General features: G+C 71.2%; 14 protein-coding genes and 1 pseudogene. 11 read left to right on the forward strand and 4 right to left on the reverse strand.

Annotation, left to right across the window (positions count from 1 at the left end; genetic code table 11):
- Positions 1-127: 127 nt before the first annotated feature.
- Entirely contained in the window at positions 128-1,840 is a 1,713-nt protein-coding gene (locus FHX82_RS35230; RefSeq protein WP_145933657.1) for an MFS transporter, read from the forward strand.
- A 33-nt stretch (positions 1,841-1,873) separates the two neighbouring features.
- Here the strand turns inward: FHX82_RS35230 and FHX82_RS35235 are convergent, their stop codons facing one another.
- The 3 genes from FHX82_RS35235 to FHX82_RS35245 are packed head-to-tail and all read right to left on the reverse strand — an operon-like array spanning position 1,874 to position 5,701.
- Entirely contained in the window at positions 1,874-3,520 is a 1,647-nt protein-coding gene (locus tag FHX82_RS35235; RefSeq protein ID WP_145933658.1) for a class I adenylate-forming enzyme family protein, read from the reverse strand.
- 28 nt (positions 3,521-3,548) lie between these two features.
- Complete coding sequence (gene fabF / locus FHX82_RS35240) at positions 3,549-4,784, reverse strand: beta-ketoacyl-ACP synthase II (RefSeq protein ID WP_145933659.1); 1,236 nt, start codon at positions 4,782-4,784, stop codon at positions 3,549-3,551.
- The gene (locus FHX82_RS35245; RefSeq protein ID WP_221216938.1) at positions 4,781-5,701 is read right to left on the reverse strand and encodes an LLM class flavin-dependent oxidoreductase; all 921 of its coding nucleotides are present in this window, start codon (positions 5,699-5,701) and stop codon (positions 4,781-4,783) included. Before FHX82_RS35245 ends, fabF begins: the two co-directional genes overlap by 4 nt.
- 246 nt (positions 5,702-5,947) lie before the next feature.
- Between FHX82_RS35245 and FHX82_RS35250 the strand changes: the two genes are divergently transcribed.
- The 6 genes from FHX82_RS35250 to FHX82_RS35275 are packed head-to-tail and all read left to right on the forward strand — an operon-like array spanning position 5,948 to position 11,244.
- Positions 5,948-6,637: a response regulator transcription factor gene (locus FHX82_RS35250; RefSeq protein ID WP_145933660.1), complete on the forward strand. Its 690-nt coding sequence runs from the start codon at positions 5,948-5,950 to the stop codon at positions 6,635-6,637.
- Positions 6,634-8,013, forward strand: coding sequence for a HAMP domain-containing sensor histidine kinase (locus FHX82_RS35255; RefSeq protein ID WP_145933661.1), 1,380 nt, complete (start codon positions 6,634-6,636; stop codon positions 8,011-8,013). Before FHX82_RS35250 ends, FHX82_RS35255 begins: the two co-directional genes overlap by 4 nt.
- Before the next feature lie 48 nt (positions 8,014-8,061).
- Positions 8,062-9,453: a ferredoxin reductase family protein gene (locus FHX82_RS35260; protein WP_145933662.1), complete on the forward strand. Its 1,392-nt coding sequence runs from the start codon at positions 8,062-8,064 to the stop codon at positions 9,451-9,453.
- A 13-nt stretch (positions 9,454-9,466) separates the two neighbouring features.
- Positions 9,467-9,904, forward strand: a complete 438-nt coding sequence (locus FHX82_RS35265) for an FMN-binding protein (RefSeq protein ID WP_145933663.1) — start codon at positions 9,467-9,469, stop codon at positions 9,902-9,904.
- Positions 9,901-10,644 carry an FAD:protein FMN transferase gene (locus tag FHX82_RS35270; RefSeq protein ID WP_229880223.1) on the forward strand — a complete coding sequence of 248 codons (744 nt, stop codon included), beginning with the start codon at positions 9,901-9,903 and terminating at the stop codon, positions 10,642-10,644. The genes FHX82_RS35265 and FHX82_RS35270 overlap by 4 nt, the downstream gene beginning before the upstream one ends.
- Before the next feature lie 45 nt (positions 10,645-10,689).
- Positions 10,690-11,244, forward strand: a complete 555-nt coding sequence (locus FHX82_RS35275; RefSeq protein WP_145933664.1) for a DUF2231 domain-containing protein — start codon at positions 10,690-10,692, stop codon at positions 11,242-11,244.
- A gap of 177 nt (positions 11,245-11,421) precedes the next feature.
- Here FHX82_RS35275 and FHX82_RS35280 read toward each other — a convergent pair whose 3' ends face one another.
- The gene (locus FHX82_RS35280) at positions 11,422-12,996 is read right to left on the reverse strand and encodes an MFS transporter (protein WP_183177035.1); all 1,575 of its coding nucleotides are present in this window, start codon (positions 12,994-12,996) and stop codon (positions 11,422-11,424) included.
- A 77-nt stretch (positions 12,997-13,073) separates the two neighbouring features.
- On the opposite strand from FHX82_RS35280, the gene FHX82_RS35285 reads away from it, so the two are divergent.
- The 4 genes and pseudogenes from FHX82_RS35285 to FHX82_RS35300 form a co-directional block, all read left to right on the forward strand.
- On the forward strand, positions 13,074-14,066 hold the full coding sequence (locus FHX82_RS35285; RefSeq protein WP_145933665.1) for an ArsR/SmtB family transcription factor: 993 nt from the start codon (positions 13,074-13,076) through the stop codon (positions 14,064-14,066).
- A gap of 315 nt (positions 14,067-14,381) precedes the next feature.
- Complete coding sequence (locus tag FHX82_RS35290) at positions 14,382-14,780, forward strand: hypothetical protein (protein WP_145933666.1); 399 nt, start codon at positions 14,382-14,384, stop codon at positions 14,778-14,780.
- 27 nt (positions 14,781-14,807) lie between these two features.
- Entirely contained in the window at positions 14,808-15,713 is a 906-nt protein-coding gene (locus FHX82_RS35295) for a hypothetical protein (RefSeq protein ID WP_145933667.1), read from the forward strand.
- 19 nt (positions 15,714-15,732) lie between these two features.
- Positions 15,733-16,337, forward strand: a pseudogene (locus tag FHX82_RS35300) (glycoside hydrolase domain-containing protein); the annotation flags it as partial.

Raw genomic sequence — 16,337 nt, forward strand, 5'->3', positions numbered from 1 at the left:
ACGTTTGACCGCGGACAACCGACACAACGAACGGACAGGCCGAGCGTAACCGCTGTTCGCGGCGGTGCCGGCCCGGCCGTGCACGCACCCAGGTTCTCGACGAAGCGAGCCGAAGGAGGCGGTCGTGATGACCGCAGGCGTCACGGATACCGAGTACCGGCCGGCGAACGGCGCGCTGACGCGGCTGCTCTGGCACCGGCAGCTCGACCACTACCCCGCCACCGCACGACGCATGACGTGCCTGGCCATCGCGGTGCTGGCGACGATCGTGTTGTACTACGAGCTGTACGTCCCCGGCGCGGTCTCCCCCGCCATCATGGCGCATTTCGGGTTGTCGTTCTCCACCTACGTCTACATCACCGCGCTCGGCAACCTGATCGGCGCGTTCGCCTCGCTGGTCGCCGGGCTGGCCGACCGGTGGGGCCGGGCCAACCTCGTGGTCTACGGGCTCGCCGTCACCGGGCTGCTCGTCCTGTTCGGACTGCCCAACGCACCCAACGGCGCCGTCTTCGCCGTGCTGTTCGTGCTGGTGGCGTTCGTCGAGGGCATCATCCTGGTCGCGACACCCGCGCTCGTGCGGGACTTCTCCCCGCAGCTCGGCCGGGCGTCGGCGATGGGATTCTGGACGCTCGGGCCGGTCGTCGGCAGCCTCGTGCTCGCGGAGGTTTCCAGCCATACCGTGGGTTCGCTGCCCGCGTGGCAGGACCAGTTCGTCATCTGCGGCATCGTCGGCCTGGTCATGTTCGTGGTCGCGCTGTTCGGCCTGAAGGAGCTTTCGCCACGGCTGCGGGACCAGCTCATGGTCAGCATGCGCGACCGCGCACTGGTCGAGGCCCGCGCCCGGGGCGTCGACGCCGACGAGGGCCTGCGGCATCCCTGGCGGCAGATGCTGCACCTGGACATCATCGGCTCGGCGTTCGCGATCGCGGTGTTCCTGATCCTCTACTACACCGCGGTCGGCTTCTTCACCATCTACTTCACGACCATCTTCGGCTTCTCCCTGGCCGACGCCAACGGGCTGGGCAACTGGTTCTGGGCCTTCGACGCGGCCGCCCTGATCCTCGTCGGCATCGCGTCCGACGCGCTCCGGGTCCGCAAACCGTTCATGGTCGTCGGCGGGATCGGGGCGATCGTGATGACGCTGATCTTCGCCTCCCGCACGTCGCATCCCGATACCGGGTACTACACGTTCGTCTGGATCATCAGCCTGCTCGCCGTGTTCATGGGCATCGCGTACGCGCCGTGGATGGCGAGCTTCACCGAAACCGTGGAGCGGCGCAATCCGGCGCTCACCGCCACCGGACTCGCCGTGTGGGGCTGGATCGTGCGCATCGTGGTCGCGCTGTCGGTCGGGGTGCTGCCGTTCGTGGTCAACTCCATGTCGCCGCTGGTGGAGCACGGCACCCAGGTCGCCGAGCTGAGCGCGAAGTACGCCCCGCAGTTGCACACCCTCGCCGCGATCGACCCCGCGACGCAGGCCGCGTTGTCCGCGAACCCCGCCGACGCCGCCGCGGGCGCCAGGGCGGTCGGCGAGATCGCCACGGCGGAGAAGATCTCCCCGGCCGAGGCGACCGCGCGGCTGCGGCAGGTGGCCACCGTCCCGCCCGCGGACCTGGCGTTCCTGAAGGAACACGGCCAGGAGGTCGCGCAGGCGGCCGAGGTCACCCCGGGACAGTGGCAGAACTGGTGGTGGGTCTGCGTCGGCGGTGAGGTCGTGTTCCTGCCGCTGATCCTGGTGATGGCCGGGCGCTGGAGCCCGCGCCGTGCCAAGGAGGACATCGACCGGCACGAGGCCGAGGTACAGCGCCAGCTGGCCGCCCTGCGCGACGGACGAGGATGACCTACGACCGTGCGGTATCGGCGGCCGCGCGGCTCACAGGCGTTCCAGCAGCCCCGCTTCCGCGTCCCGGGCCGCCTGCTCCCGGACCTGGTAGTGGATCTTCTTGCCCGTCGCGGTGAGGGGAAGGGCCTCGACGAACCGGTACGCGCGCGGCCGTTTGTAGCCCGCCAGCATCGGGTGGTCACGGCAGTGCTTGTCGCACTCCCCGGCGCTCAGGCCGGGGGTGCGCGCGACCACGTAGGCGACCACGAGCTGGCCCCACTGCTCGTCGGGGACGCCGACGACGGCCGCGTCAGCCACTGCCGGGTGCTCGTTGAGGATCTCTTCGACCTGGGCGGGGTGCACGTTCTCGCCCCCGGAGATGATCATGTCGTCCTTGCGGCCGACGATGGTCACGTACTCCCGCTCGTCCCAGGTGGCGAGGTCGCCGATGTAGAGCCAGCCGTCGTGGAACCGCGCTTCCCGCTCCTGCGCCTGGTTGAAGTAGGTGTGCCCGGACTTGGGCGACCGGACGATCACCTCGCCGACCTCGGTGCCGTCCTTCGCGGCCAGCTCGTCCGGCCGCGCGAGCCGGTCCTCGAACACCCTGACCACGGCGACGTCGTCGTCCGTGCACGCGCGGCCGGCCGAACCCGCGTGCGCCGGAAGATCCGCCGGACGCAGGAACGTGTTCCAGAAAGCCTCCGTGGTGCCGTAGCCGTTGAAGATCCGCGGGGTGAGCACTTCCTGGTACCGCAGGCACGCCTCCCGCTCCAGCGGCGCGCCCATGGTCACGATGCCCCGCAGGGTGGACAGGTCACGGGGCCGGCGCAGCTGTGCCTCCGCGAGGCGGCCCAGGGTGACCGGCGCGCCGATGAGGAACGTCAGGCCGAACCGCTCGACGTGGTCCAGGCAGGCGTCGGCGTCGAACTGGCGCATCGGCACGGCTTCGGCGCCGACGTAGAAGACCGGGTTGGGGCCGCCCGAGTAGAGCCCGCCGCGGTGGAACCACGGCGTCATGTTCAACGTGCGGTCCTCCGGCGTGAGCGGGAAGTGCATGATCACGTCGTGCGCGCTGAGCACCTCGGCCATGCTGTTGAGCGGCACCCCCTTCGGCATCCCGGTGGTGCCGGAGGTGTACATCCGGGTGGTCTCCGCGTAGATCCACTCCCGCGGCCGCGGTGGTTCCCCGCCCCGGCCGGCCTCCAGTAAGTCCGTCAAGGACAGCGAACCCGGCACACCGGGCCCGCCGACGGCGGCCACGACGTCCGGCCGGTGCCGCGCGAGTTCGAGTGCCTGCCGCGCGACGGGAGTCAGCGCGGCGTCGTGGAGGTAGACCTTGGGACGGCTGTCGTCGAGCACGTAGGCGGTCTCCCCGCCGGCGAGCCGGAAGTTGATCGGTGCGCCGATCGCGCCACAAGCCTGGGTCGCCAGGTACAGGAAGGCGAACTCGGGCCCGTTGTACAGCTGGTAGACCACCACGTCACCCGGCTGGACACCCACCGCGACGAGCCCCGCGGCGAGAGTGTCCACTGTGGCGCCCAGCTCGGCGTAGGTCCAGCTGCGGCCGGTGTCCGGGCACCGCAGCGCGACGCGCTCGGCGTAACGGTGGGTGTTGCGGCGGAAACCCGCCAGGTAGGTGAACGTGCGCTCGAAGACCCGGCGGTAGGCGTCCGGGTCGTAGCCGGCAGGGTGTGACATTCCTCTTTCTCCGATCGACTTCGGCGCGTCAGACGGCCTGGAGCACGACAACGCAGTTCTGGCCACCGAAGCCGAACGCGTTCGCCAGCGCGGCACTCGGACGGGCGGGCCTGGCGACGTTCGGCACGTAGTCCAGGTCGCATTCGGGATCCGGGGTGTCCAGGTTGATCGTCGGCGGGAGGAGGCCGTCCCGGATCGCCAGCGCGCAGGTCAGTACCGAAAGAGCACCGGCCGCGCCGATGAGGTGCCCGACCATCGACTTGGGCGAGCTGACCGGCACGTGGTCCGCGTGCCGGCCCAGCGCCGCCCGGATGGCCCGGGTCTCGGTCCGGTCGTTCGCGCGGGTGGACGTGCCGTGGGCGCAGATGTAGCCGATGTCGGCGGCGTCGAGGCCGGCCGAGCGCAGCGCCTGGCGGATCGCCGCCTGGGCGTACGTGCCGGACGGTTCCGGCGCACTCACGTGGAACGCGTCGGAGGTGAGCGCACCCCCGGCGACCGCCGCGTAGGGACGGGCACCCCGCGCCCGCGCGTGCTCCGCCGACTCCAGCACGTGGATGACCGCGCCTTCGCCGAAGACGAACCCGTCGCGGTCCGCGTCGAACGGGCGGCTCGCCCGTTCCGGGTCGTCGTTGCGGGTGCTCAGCGCGCCCATGTTCGTCAGGCCGGCGAACATCACGGGAGTGATCGCCGAATCCGTTCCCCCGGCCAGCACGACGTCCGCTTCGCCCGCGAGGATCAGCCGCCGGGCCTCCAGCAGCGCGTAGTTCCCGGACGCGCACGCCAGCGCTCCGGTGGTGACCGGGCCGTGTGCGCCGAGGTCCATCGCGACCTCGCACGCGGGCATGTTCGGGATCACCGAGGACACGAAGTAGGGGCTCACCTTGCGGCTCCCGGCCTCGGCGAGCACGTGCGTACTTCCGGCGATCTCGCCCATGCCGGCCACCGCGGTGTTCACGACCACGCCGACGCGGGTCGCGTTGTCGGGGCCGATCACCAGGCCGGAGTCGGCAAGCGCTTCCCGGGCGGCGGCGACGGCCAGCTGCGAGAACCGGGCCGAACGGCGCGCCCGCTTGTGGTCCAGAACGGACTCGGGATCGAAGTCGCGGACCTCCGCGGCGATGCGCACCGGCTGTCCGGAGGCGTCGAACCGCGAGATCGCCCGGATCCCGCTCTGCCCGGCACACAGGGCCTTCCACGTGTTCTCGCGATCGTTCGCGACGGGAGTGACCGCCCCCATACCGGTGATGACCGTTTCGCGAGTCATCCGTTCACCCTTTCCCTCACTTCCGCCCACCGCGAGAACTGGGTGAGCGGGTCGTCCCCGGCCGGCAGCAGGGCGAACTCGGTCACCCCGGCCGCCCGGTACTCCGCCAGCCGCGCCGCGACCTTCTCCGCCGGCCCGTACACGCTCCACCGGTCCACCACCCGCAGCGGCAGCCGGTACTGCGACCACAGCAGCCGCTCGGTCTGTTCCCGCGCTGTGTCCTCGTCCTCGTCGATGTTTCCGATCACCAGCAGTTTCACCTCGGGCGCCGGGCGGCCGTAGTGCGCTGCCAGTGCGTCCAGCCGGGCTGCGGACTCGGCGATACGGTCGGGACCGAGCCACATCGCCAGCCAGCCGTCTCCATGGCGCGCCGCCCTGCGCAGAGCCGCGTCACTCCGGCCGCCCACCACCACGGGGGGCAACGCGGGCAAGGCGGGGGCGAGAGCGGGCGAGGTGATCCGCAGGTACTCGCCGTCGTGGCCGACGGGCCTGCCGAGCAGCAGGTCCGGGAGCACCCGCAGCGCCTCGTCCAGGCGCCTCCCCCGTTCGCTGAGCGGCACCCCCGCCGCTTCGAACTCGGCAGGGTGCTCCCCACCCACGCCGACTCCCAGCACGAGCCGTCCCGGCGCGAGCGCACCGATGGTGGTCAGCTGCTTGGCCGCCCAGACCAGCTGCCGCAACGGCAGCAACAGCACCCCGAACCCGAGCCGGATCCGCGACGTCACGGCCGCGGCCGCCGACAGCGCACAGGCGGCTTCCAGCAACGGCGGGTGGAACACGAGATGATCACCGGCCCAGGCCGTGTCGAACCCCAGTTCCTCCGCGGCTCGAGCACCGTCGACCACCGGGAACGCCCCCACCCCGAACGGGTCGAAGGTGGGCAGGACCACTCCCCAGCGGGTGGCGGCGACGTGCACGAGTTCCTCTCAAATTACTTAGTTGACTGAAACTAACTATCGCGCACGTTACCTGTCCAGGTTCTGCGGGGTCGTCACCCCCACGCCGGGAAGGACAGACAGGAGGCGGAACCACGGCGGGCCTGACGGGCACGGTCCGCGAGACCGCTTCGTGCGTCCCGGGCCAGCCGTGCCCTCTCTCACCGTCTCCCTTGACGGCCGGGCAGGCGCGGGCGTTCGTGGCCGGCGCGCGGGCATGATGGCGGCATGCCGCACCGTGTCCTGCTCGCCGACGACGACCGGGCGATCCGCGAATCGCTCGTGCGGGCGCTCGACCTGGAGGGTTATCGCACCACCGAGGTCACCGACGGCGTCAGCGCACTGGCCACCGCTCGCCGGGACAGCTTCGACGTGCTGATCCTCGACGTCATGATGCCCGGCGTCGACGGGCTCGGGGTCTGCCGTGTCCTGCGCGCCGAGGGCGACCAGACGCCGATCCTCATGCTCACGGCCCGGGTCGAAACACCCGACCGGGTGGCCGGGCTGGACGCCGGAGCCGACGACTACCTGCCGAAGCCCTTCGACCTCGACGAACTGCTCGCCCGGCTGCGGGCACTGCTGCGCCGCAGCTCGGCCGAGGCCGGCTCGGCCGCCCAGCGCTCCCTGCGGCTCGGCGAACTGGCCGTCGACCCCGCGGCCCGGCGCGTGTGGTGGCAGGGCACCGAGATCAGTCTGTCGAAAACCGAGTTCGACCTGCTGGAACTGCTGGTGCGCAACGCCGGGATCGTCGTCGACCGGGCCACGATCTACCAGCGGATCTGGGGCTACGAGTTCGGCGCGGACTCCAAGAACCTCGCCGTCTACATCGGCTACCTGCGGCGCAAGCTGGAACAGGCCGGCGCGACGGAGCTGATCCACACCGTGCGTGGGGTGGGCTACTCGGTGCGGCCGGCATGAACCTGCGCAGCAAGCTGGCGATCGCGTTCGCCGCCGTCGGCGCGGCGGCGGCCATCCTGGTCGGGGTCTTCAGCTACCAGGCCGCCTCGCAGCGGATCGACGCCGAGCTCGACCGGTCGCTGCTGACGACCTCGTCCGACGTTGCGGCCGGGGCGACGCAGCTGCTCGCCCCGCACCCCGTCCTCCTTGGTCCCGAGGACAACGACCACGACGAGGCCCAGCCCATGGTCGCCCAGTCGATCAGCCCGGACGGCGTCGTCCGCCCGATCGGCGGACGCCCGGTCCGGCTGGGCGTCGACGACCAGGACCGCGCGCTGGCCGCGTCCGGTGCGCCCGGCGACCACCGCTATCGGGACCTCACGGTGGCCCCCGACGACTACCGGGTGATCACCGTGGCCCTCGGCGACGGCCGTGGCGCCATCCAGCTCGGCATCGACGTCGACGAGTCCCGGCGCGTGCTCAGCGGACTCGCGACACGGATCACCGGCGTCAGCGCCCTCGTCCTGCTGGCGGCCGCACTGGCCGGCTGGCTGCTCGCCCGGCAGATCACCCGCCGGCTGGTCCGGCTCACCCGGGTCACCGAGCAGGTCAGCGACGGCGACTTCACCGGCATCGCGGTCCCCGCCGGCGGCCGCGACGAGGTCGGGCGGCTCGCGACGTCGTTCGACCGGATGCTCGGCCGGCTCGCCGACGCCCGCGCCGACCAGGAGCGCCTGGTCCAGGACGCCGCGCACGAGCTGCGGACCCCGCTGACCAGTCTCCGCACCAACGCCAGCGTCCTGCGCCGGTTCGCCGAGCTGAGCCCCGACGCCCGCGGCCGGCTGCTCGACGACGTCGACGGCGAGACCCGCGAGCTGACCCACCTCGTCGACGAGCTCGTCGAGCTCGCCACCCAGCGCCACGAAGCCGAAGAGCGGGTACCGGTCGGCCTGGCCGAGATCGTCGAGCGCGCAGCCGACCGCGTCCGCCGCCGGACCGGCCGCACCATCAGCGTCGACGCCGACGGGTGTGCCCTCACCGGCCAGCCGAAGGCGCTGGAGCGCGCCGTGTCGAACCTGCTGGAGAACGCCGTCAAGTTCGACACCACGGGCCCGGTCGAGGTGGTCGCCCGGGACGGCCGGGTGCAGGTGCTCGACCACGGCCCCGGCATCGCCGACGGCGACGCGGCGCGGGTGTTCGACCGGTTCTACCGCGCCGACGCCGCGCGTGGCCTGCCCGGATCCGGGCTCGGGCTGGCCATCGTGCGCGAGATCGCCCTCGCCCACGGCGGTTCCGTCTTCGCCGGGCCACGCCCCGGTGGCGGCGCCGTGATCGGCTTCACCGTCGGAGCCGACCTTCTCTTACCTGCTTCTCACCCTCGTCACGTCGGGGGCTAACCGCGCTTCGGAAGGGTGGATCGAGTCGATCACCCTCCAGGAGAGCCCATGCCCACCGCCCTCGCAGTGCCCCGCCTCGTGCGACCACGCTCGGTCCGCGCGTGGTGGCGGGACGCCGCGGGCCTGACGGCCTGGCTGAGCGTGCTGTTCGTGACCGCGCTGTGGGTGTCGGGCCGCGGCGTGCAGGACCTCGGCTCCCCCGCCGGGTTCCTCACCTCGGCCGGACGGCTCACCGGGCTGGTGGCCGCGGACCTGCTCCTGCTGCAGGTGCTGCTGATGGCGCGGATCCCCTGGGTGGAACGCAGCTACGGCCAGGACGAGCTCGCCAGGCGGCACCGGCTGGCCGGATTCGCCTCGATCGTGCTGCTGGCCGCGCACCTCGTGCTGATCAGCCTCGGGTACGCCGCGACCGACCGCTCGGGCGTCGTGGCCGAGGTCTGGACCCTGGTGACCACCTACCCGGGCATGCTCCTCGCGACCGCGGGAACCGCCGCGCTGGTCATGGTGGCGGTGACGTCGATCCGTGCGGCACGGCGCCGGCTGCGCTACGAGTCGTGGCATCTGCTGCACCTCTACGCCTACCTCGGCGCGGGGCTCGCGCTGCCGCACCAGCTGTGGACCGGGGCCGACTTCACCGCCTCCCCCGTGGCGACCGCCTTCTGGTGGACCGCGTACGGCGCGGCGGCGGGTGCGGTGCTGGTGTTCCGGCTCGGGCGGCCGGTGTGGCTCAACGTTCGCCACCGGCTCGTCGTCGAGCGGGTCGTGCGCGAAGGCCCGGGCGTGGTCTCGGTTCACCTGCGCGGCCGGCACCTCGATCGGCTTTCCGTGGCGGCGGGCCAGTTCTTCGTGTGGCGGTTCGTCTCCGGTCCGGGTTGGACACGTGGCAAGCCGTTCTCCCTCTCGGCCGCCCCGGGCGGGGACCGGCTGCGGATCACGGCCAAGAACCTCGGCCCCGGCAGCCGCCGCCTGGCCACTTTGGAGCCCGGCACCCGCGCCTTGTTCGAAGGGCCCTACGGCCGGCTCACCGGCACTGTCCGAAAAGGATCGAAGCTGGCGATGTTCGCGTCCGGCATCGGAATCACGCCGTTGCGCGCGCTGCTGGCGGAACTGCCTTACCAGCCCGGCGACGCGGTGTTGCTCTACCGGGCCCGGCGCCCGGCGGACCTGCTGTTCCGCCACGAACTGGAGGAGCTGGCCGCGCGCCGCGGCGTCCGGATCCACTACCTGCTCGGCCGGCGTTCCCGCGACCGCTCGTCGTGGTTGCCCGCCGGTTACGCCCCCGTGCCCGACGACGCGGTGCTGCACCGCCTCGTTCCCGGCATCGCCGACCACGACGTCTACGTCTGCGGCCCCGACACCTGGACCCGGGCGGTGCTCGAGGGCGCACGCCGGGCCGGGGTTCCCGCCGACCGCGTCCACTCGGAACTGTTCGGCTGGTAGGAAAGGATTCCCGATGCGCAGGATCGCTCTCGCGTTCGCGGCGACCGTCTCGGTCGTCGTGCTGCTGTTCAGCTACCGCACCAGCACCGGTCAGACTCCGGTCGCCGTGGGGCGTCCGCTCGGCGAGAGCCAGGCGCCGCCCGCCGCCGTCTCCCCGGGCCCGGTGTCCGGCGGCGACGGCACGTTCACCGGAGGCGCCGCCGACACCCGGTACGGCCCCGTGCAGGTGCGGATCACCATCTCCGGCGGCCGCATCACCGACGCCCAAGCCGTCCAGTACCCGCAGGAAAGCGGCCGCGACGTCCGGATCAACTCCACCGCCGTGCCCGAGCTCGACCAGGAAACCCTGCAGGCCCAGAGCGCGCGGATCGACACCGTCAGCGGCGCCACCTACACCTCCGAGGGCTACCAGCAGTCCCTGCAGTCGGCGATCGACGCGGCCCACCGATGACCACCGCCCACCGGCAACGCCGGTCCTGGACCCACCCGGTCATGGGCACCCAGATGAGCCTGCACCTGCGCGGCTCGCACCTCGACACCGACCCCGCCGTCCGCCCGGCCGTCGCCGCGGTGTTCGAGCACCTGCGCACCGCCGACGAACTGTTCAGCACCTACCGGCCCGACAGCCAGGTCAGCGCGATCCGCCGCCACGAACTCTCCCCCGAGCACGGACACCCCTGGGTCACCGAAGTCGTGGCGCTCTGCGAAGAAGCCAGGGAACGGACCGAGGGCTACTTCGACGCCTGGCTGCCCGGTGGTTTCGACCCGTCCGGCCTGGTCAAGGGCTGGGCGGCCGAGCGCGCCGCCGCCCACCTCGCGCACCTGCGCGGCGTCGACCACTACCTCAACGCCGGCGGCGACATCACCGGTCACGTCGCCACCGCCCAGCACCCGGCGTGGCAGGTCGCCATCCAGGACCCCCGCCACGCGGACGCTTTCCTCACCGTCCTCGAACTGCGCACCGGCGGGGTCGCGACATCCGGCTCGACCGAACGCGGCCGGCACATCGTCGACCCGCACACCGGCCGCCGTCCCGGCGAGCTGCTCGCCGTGACCGTCACCGGCCCGACCCTGCTCTGGGCCGACGTCTTCGCCACCGCCGCCTTCGCCCGCGGCGGGCACGACCTCGAACACTGGGTCGCCACCCGCGCACCCGGGTACCGCGTCGCCGCCCTCGCACGAGCGCCCTGAACCAGTCCTGCCCGCATCCTCCGAACACACTCCACAAAGGACATCATGACCACCCTCAACGGCCTGCCCGCCCACATCCTGCTCGTGCACGCCATCGTCGTCCTGTTGCCTCTCGCGTCGCTGCTGCTCGTGCTCACCGCGCTCTGGCCCGCCGCCCGCCGCAAGCTCGCCGGCCCGAACGCGATCCTGTCCGTCCTCGTCGTGGTCCTGGTCCCGATCACCACCGACGCGGGCGAGTGGCTGGAACGCCGCGTCGCCCGGACGCCCCTGGTGCGGACCCACACCGAACTCGGCGACACCGCCCTCTACGTCGCGATCCCGGTCGCCGTCCTCGCGCTCGTGGTCTGGTGGCGCCACCGCGAACACTTCCGCACCCAGGAGCCCGGCACCACCGGCACCGGCTCGACGGCGGTCGCCACCCGCCGCCGGACCTTCCTCGCCCCGGCCTCGACCGCGGTGACGGTGGTGATCTCGGTCCTGGCGGTCGTGGCCGCGGGCGCGGCGTCCTACGACATCTACCGCATCGGCGACTCCGGCGCCCAAGCCAGCTGGCAGGACAATTTCAGCGCGACCCCCGCACCCAGCAGCCCGGACCACTGAGAAACACGGCGGAATGATGCGGGGTGCAGCTCCATCAAGGTGCTGCTGACGGCGTAACCGGGTCGTCGCGTGCCCTCGTATTCGGCCGCATCACCCGACGGGGGTGGGCTCGGCGGCTGACCGGCGGCGCCGGCCGAGTACGAGGCCGGTGAGTGGCACGATCCGTCGCTGCCGCGATCACCGCGCCGACCGCGGCGGGCCCGGCTTCGGCCAGCGGAGAGCCGAGTGCGAGGCCCGCCGCCCCCGAACCCACCGCGGTCCCGAAGTCGAACGCGCGGTACTCAGCGCCGGGCTGCCGGTCCGGGCCGTCCGGCGCGACGAACCGCCGGACGAGCAGCACGCGCAGCGCCGCGAGCACGGCGAGCATCCCGCCGCCGAGCACCACGCCCAGCGCGCGTGAGCTCGAAGCCGGTCCCGCCGCGCGCGTGGCCACCACCGCGGCCACCGGTCGCCAGCGCGGTCAGGAACCGCGCGGCCAGCAGCACGGCTCGGCCTGCCCCGCTGAGTCGTCCGTCCACAAGGAGCACAAGGCGGCGGCCGGCACCGGAGCGCTCGGCCGAGGAGAATCAGGACCGCGAACGTCCCGATGCCGGCGAGGACGAAGGTCGCGCGGGCACCGGCCAGGCCGATCAGGAAGCTGCCCAACGCGTAGGCGAAGGCGGCTCCCGCTTGGGCCGCGGTGCCCACGGTGCCGAACACCCGCCCGAGAAACGGGCGCGGCACCAGGTCCTGGATGACGGTGTCGTAACCGATGTTCTCCACGGCGTTGCCGGCGCCGGCGATCAGCTGTGCCGCGATGACGACCGCGAGAACCGGAGCTACGCCGTTGATCACGGTGCCCACGCCGGTCGCCACGACGGCGAGGATCAGCAGAGCCATCGGGTTTCGCCCGCGTGTCAGCCGGGTGCAGGCGAGTGAGGCCAGGAGCATCCCGGCGCCGAACGCACTGGCGGCCAGGCCGTACGCGGCCGAGCTCGCATGGAGCGTGTCTCCGGTGAGGAAAACCAGAGCCACGTTGTCCACCGCGGCGAACGCGACGAGCAGGAAGAGACTGAGCACCAGGATCAGAATCCGCCGGTTCACCACGACGTAGCGCAGCCCCTCGGCCGCTTCGGCCCACACTCCCGTGACCGTGGTGGGATCGCGGACCGGCGCGATGGCCGGGAGTCCGGTGAGCAGGGAGGCGGACACGACGAAGGTGCCCGCGTCGACAACCAATGCGGTGTGGGCGCCTCCGGGAGCGGCTCCCAGGAGCCCGCCCAAGCCCGGGCCGACAGTGAGCGTCAGGGTCCGAGCCAGCCCGAACAAGGCGTTGGCGGGTGCACGGTCGGCCGGGTTGACCAGGACCGGGACCAGGCTGCGGCCGGCCGGGTTCCGGATGGTCGCCAGGATCGCGGCGAACACCATGAGTCCGGTCAGCACCGGCAAGGGCGGCAGCGTGACCGCGGTCAGTCCGATCACCAGCGCTGAAGCCAGTTCGCACCGCATCATCAGCCGTCGTGTCTGGACGCGGTCGGAGAGGACTCCGGCCAGTGGTCCGCCGAGCCGCGGCAACGCGTTCGCGCACAGCAGCAAAGCCACCCCCGCGGGACCATCTCGCGGGGCGACGAGGAGGACGAGAGCGGTCGTGGTAATCCCGTCGCCGACGAACGACACCGCTCGCGACGCACACAACGACCGGAACGCGGGATTGCCGCGCAGAAGGCGAGCTCGGGAAGCAGGGGGGATGGGCGTCGAGGGTGGTTCGGCCATGACCGTGAGGATGTGGCAGATGGGGCCGGGGACGCTGAGATTCGGTGCAGGCCGAATCCGTGGGTATCGTCGCGGGGATGGCGCTGGTGTTGAAGTTCGGGCGCGGAGACGCGGCCCGGTGCCGGTTCGCGATCTCGCCGCTGCAAGAGACGATGTCGGCACTTCTGGTACTCAAGGATCCGGGCCGCCACGGGTGGTACCTGCCGTGGCTCCGCGACGTCGAGCCCGTCGTCGCCGGACTCGACCTGGGGCTGCTGGGACTCGCCGTGCCGAGCAACGGGCACGGCCCGGATTTCCTGTGGCCGAGCCCGACGAGCCCGCTCACCAGGATCGAGGACGACCTGGCTCAGGTCCGGGCCACCGATCCCGCGGTCGTCGCCGCCGAGCTCGCCGAACAGGCTCGTCGCCTCGACCGCCACACCGTGCCCGGCGATCTCTACCGCGCCCTCACCGGCGATCCCGTCGCTGCCAGGGAGACCCTGGTCGCGCAACAGCGAACGGCCTGGCGGGCACTTGTCGAGCCACTCTGGGACCGGATGCGCGGCCTGCTCGACGCTGACATCACCACCCGGGCGCGGCAGCTGGCAGACGGCGGCCTGGAAGGACTGTTCGCGGACCTTCACCGACGAGCGACCTGGAAGAACGACGAGTTGCACCTCACGGGTTTCCGCGACGGTACCGTGGACCTGCGCGGTCGCGGCCTCATTCTCGTGCCGACAGCCTTCGGGTGGCCGAACCTGGGGATCGGGCCCACCGACAACACCTCCGCCACCTCCCCCGCATTGGTCTACCCGATGCTCGGCACGGCACGGCTCTGGGAGCCGGCCACACAGTCGCCCGCGATCGTGCGCCTCCTGGGCTCCGGACGCGCATCGGTACTGACCGAAACGTTCATCCCGAGCACCACCCGCAGTCTGGCCCAACGGGTCGACCTCGCGCCGGCAACGGTCTCGGAGCATCTCGCCGTTCTCCGTGCCGCCGGGCTCGTCACCGCCAAGCGACGCGGTCGTGAAGTGCTCTACGGCCAGACACCCCTCTCCGCGGCACTCCTGAACCTCGATCGGTTCTGACCGAAGTCGCTCGGGCGGTGCTGGGCCGCCACCGCTGGCACATCCTCGGCTGCTCGCGATCACCGTGCTCAACGCGTCTAGCTTCGAGGTCTCGCTGCTGCGCACGCTCGAACCCCTGGCATGGCTGGTGTTCGGGCTGCCCGTCGGCGCTGGTGCGACCGGTTCCGGGCGCGTCCCGTGCTCGTCGCGAACCGGGACTCCGCCCCGCGACCGTCGGCACGGCAGTGCGCTCGGAGTGAAGTGTTGTGCGCGCTCGCGCAACGACAAGCGTCGGTTTCGCGCGCATGCTTCGGCTCGGAGGAAAGGGAGGTGGCCGTGATCACCAAAGCGACAGCGACAGCGTTCGCCGTTCTCGTTCTGTCCTCGCTGACCGTCCTGAGCGCGCCGACGGCACAGGCGCAGGGTCCCTGCGGTTACACGAACTACTGCATCTGGGTCGACGTGAACTTCGTGGACCCGATCTGCTGGTGGCCCGGCGACGACGGGACCTACTGGAACGACTGGTGCACCAGCAGCGGCAACGACCACCTGGCGGCGAACGCCGCTTCTTCGTACCACAACAACGGCGCACCCGCGGTGTACGACGACATCCGGTCGTTCCGGAACCAGTGGTACGGCGCACCACTGGCCTGGCAGGCGTTTCGCGGGGAGAAGGTGTCCTGGGTCGGCGTGGTGGAGAACGACGAGGCCGAATCGCACTACTGGTACGGCTGACCCGAGCTACGGGAAGGAGTTTTCCTCATGAAGAGCATGAGACCGGTCTGGTGTCCGATCATCGCCGCGGTGGCGGTGGCCGTCACCGCTTGCGGCGCGGTGCAGGCCGACGTCGGGGGCGTTTCCGGGGAACCGGCAATCGGACCGATTCCGAAGGTCGACTCCTACGACGACCTGCGGTTCCCCCTCGATTCGTACCACCAGACCCCGGAACAGCGGCTTTCCGTCAAGCGCGCCGACGACGTGCTGATGCGCGACTGCCTGCGCCGTTACGGTTTCGACTACGAGCTGCCCGACCGGACCGGCCAGCCCGCACTGGAAAACCGCGTGATCGGCATCGTCGACCAGGGTTTGGCAACCCGGTACGGATACAAACCCGCCGGGTACCTCGACCACGCGAACAGCGTCAAAGAGGCGAAGAGCAAGCAGGCGAGCTGGACGCCCGAAATGATGAGCGTCCTGAACGGCGAGGGGCAGTCGAAGATCAACGGTGTCGCCGTGCCCGAGGGCGGGTGCAGCGCCGAGGCGCGGACCGCGCTGGGGAGGCGGCTGGACGGCAAGCCGGGCGACGAGAACTTCGTCTACCGCCTGGAGGCCACGGCCGGAAGCCTGGCGGAGCAGGACAGCCGGGTGAAAGCCGCGTTCGCGAAGTGGAGCAGCTGCATGGCCGCCGCCGGCTTCGACTACCGTGATCCGTGGCAGGCCAACAACGATCCCGCCTTCAGCGCGGACGTCGCCACGCAGCGGGAGATCGACACCGCCACCACCGATGTCGGCTGCCGCGCGCAGCACGACGTCAACGGGATCTGGGTCGCGGTGGAAACCGCTTACCAGGAGCAGCTGATGGCGGCGAACGCCGAGGCGTTGCGGAGCCACCGGTCCGCGTCGGCCGAACAGCTCCAGAAGTCCGAGACCGTCCTTTCCGGACACTAGACCGAGCGCGGGAGCACCGATGGACGAACTCGTACTGAGAGCGCAGAGATTCATCAACTCCTACAGCGTCGAAGGCATTCCGGCCGTCGAGGAGAACGGGAAGACCAGCTGGGAGGTCATGTACGCGCTCACCCGGGCCTTGCAGTACGAGCTGGGCCTAACGACGCTGTCCGACAACTTCGGCCCGGCGACCCTCGCCAGGCTGCAGTCCCAGTACCCGGTCATCGACGCCGGCACGCACTACGCGAACCTCCTGCGCATCGTCCAGTCCGGCCTGTACTGCAAGGGCTACGACGGTGGCGAGATCGACGGCCTGTACAACGACCGCGTGGCGGCGTCGGTCGACGAGCTCAAGACCAACATGGGTGTGGACGTCGCGTTCCCCCGCGGCCTGACCCCGAAGGTGTTCAAGGCGCTGCTCAACATGGACCCCTACGTCGTGGTCGCCGGTGGCCGGGAGGACATCCGTTCGGTGCAGCAGTGGCTCAACGGACGTTACGTCGGCCGGGCGAACTTCTTCATCCTGCCCTGCGACGGGCACTTCTCCCGCGACGTCCAGAAAGGACTCATGCTGGCGATCCAGTTCCAGCTCGGGTTCAGCGACGACGTGGCCACGGGAGTCTT

This window comes from Amycolatopsis bartoniae (genome assembly GCF_014191255.1).
In the GTDB taxonomy this organism is placed as follows: domain Bacteria; phylum Actinomycetota; class Actinomycetes; order Mycobacteriales; family Pseudonocardiaceae; genus Amycolatopsis_E; species Amycolatopsis_E bartoniae.

What these genes read in the sequence shown, in the direction of transcription:
- FHX82_RS35295 (WP_145933667.1), top strand. Translation starts at nt 14,808, where the DNA reads ATGAAGAGCATGAGACCGGTCTGGTGTCCGATCATCGCCGCGGTGGCG.
- FHX82_RS35235 (WP_145933658.1), bottom strand. Translation starts at nt 3,520, where the DNA reads ATGTCACACCCTGCCGGCTACGACCCGGACGCCTACCGCCGGGTCTTC.
- FHX82_RS35230 (WP_145933657.1), top strand. Translation starts at nt 128, where the DNA reads ATGACCGCAGGCGTCACGGATACCGAGTACCGGCCGGCGAACGGCGCG.
- FHX82_RS35250 (WP_145933660.1), top strand. Translation starts at nt 5,948, where the DNA reads ATGCCGCACCGTGTCCTGCTCGCCGACGACGACCGGGCGATCCGCGAA.
- fabF (WP_145933659.1), bottom strand. Translation starts at nt 4,784, where the DNA reads ATGACTCGCGAAACGGTCATCACCGGTATGGGGGCGGTCACTCCCGTC.
- FHX82_RS35275 (WP_145933664.1), top strand. Translation starts at nt 10,690, where the DNA reads ATGACCACCCTCAACGGCCTGCCCGCCCACATCCTGCTCGTGCACGCC.
- FHX82_RS35265 (WP_145933663.1), top strand. Translation starts at nt 9,467, where the DNA reads ATGCGCAGGATCGCTCTCGCGTTCGCGGCGACCGTCTCGGTCGTCGTG.
- FHX82_RS35270 (WP_229880223.1), top strand. Translation starts at nt 9,901, where the DNA reads ATGACCACCGCCCACCGGCAACGCCGGTCCTGGACCCACCCGGTCATG.
- FHX82_RS35280 (WP_183177035.1), bottom strand. Translation starts at nt 12,996, where the DNA reads ATGGCCGAACCACCCTCGACGCCCATCCCCCCTGCTTCCCGAGCTCGC.
- FHX82_RS35260 (WP_145933662.1), top strand. Translation starts at nt 8,062, where the DNA reads ATGCCCACCGCCCTCGCAGTGCCCCGCCTCGTGCGACCACGCTCGGTC.
- FHX82_RS35255 (WP_145933661.1), top strand. Translation starts at nt 6,634, where the DNA reads ATGAACCTGCGCAGCAAGCTGGCGATCGCGTTCGCCGCCGTCGGCGCG.
- FHX82_RS35285 (WP_145933665.1), top strand. Translation starts at nt 13,074, where the DNA reads ATGGCGCTGGTGTTGAAGTTCGGGCGCGGAGACGCGGCCCGGTGCCGG.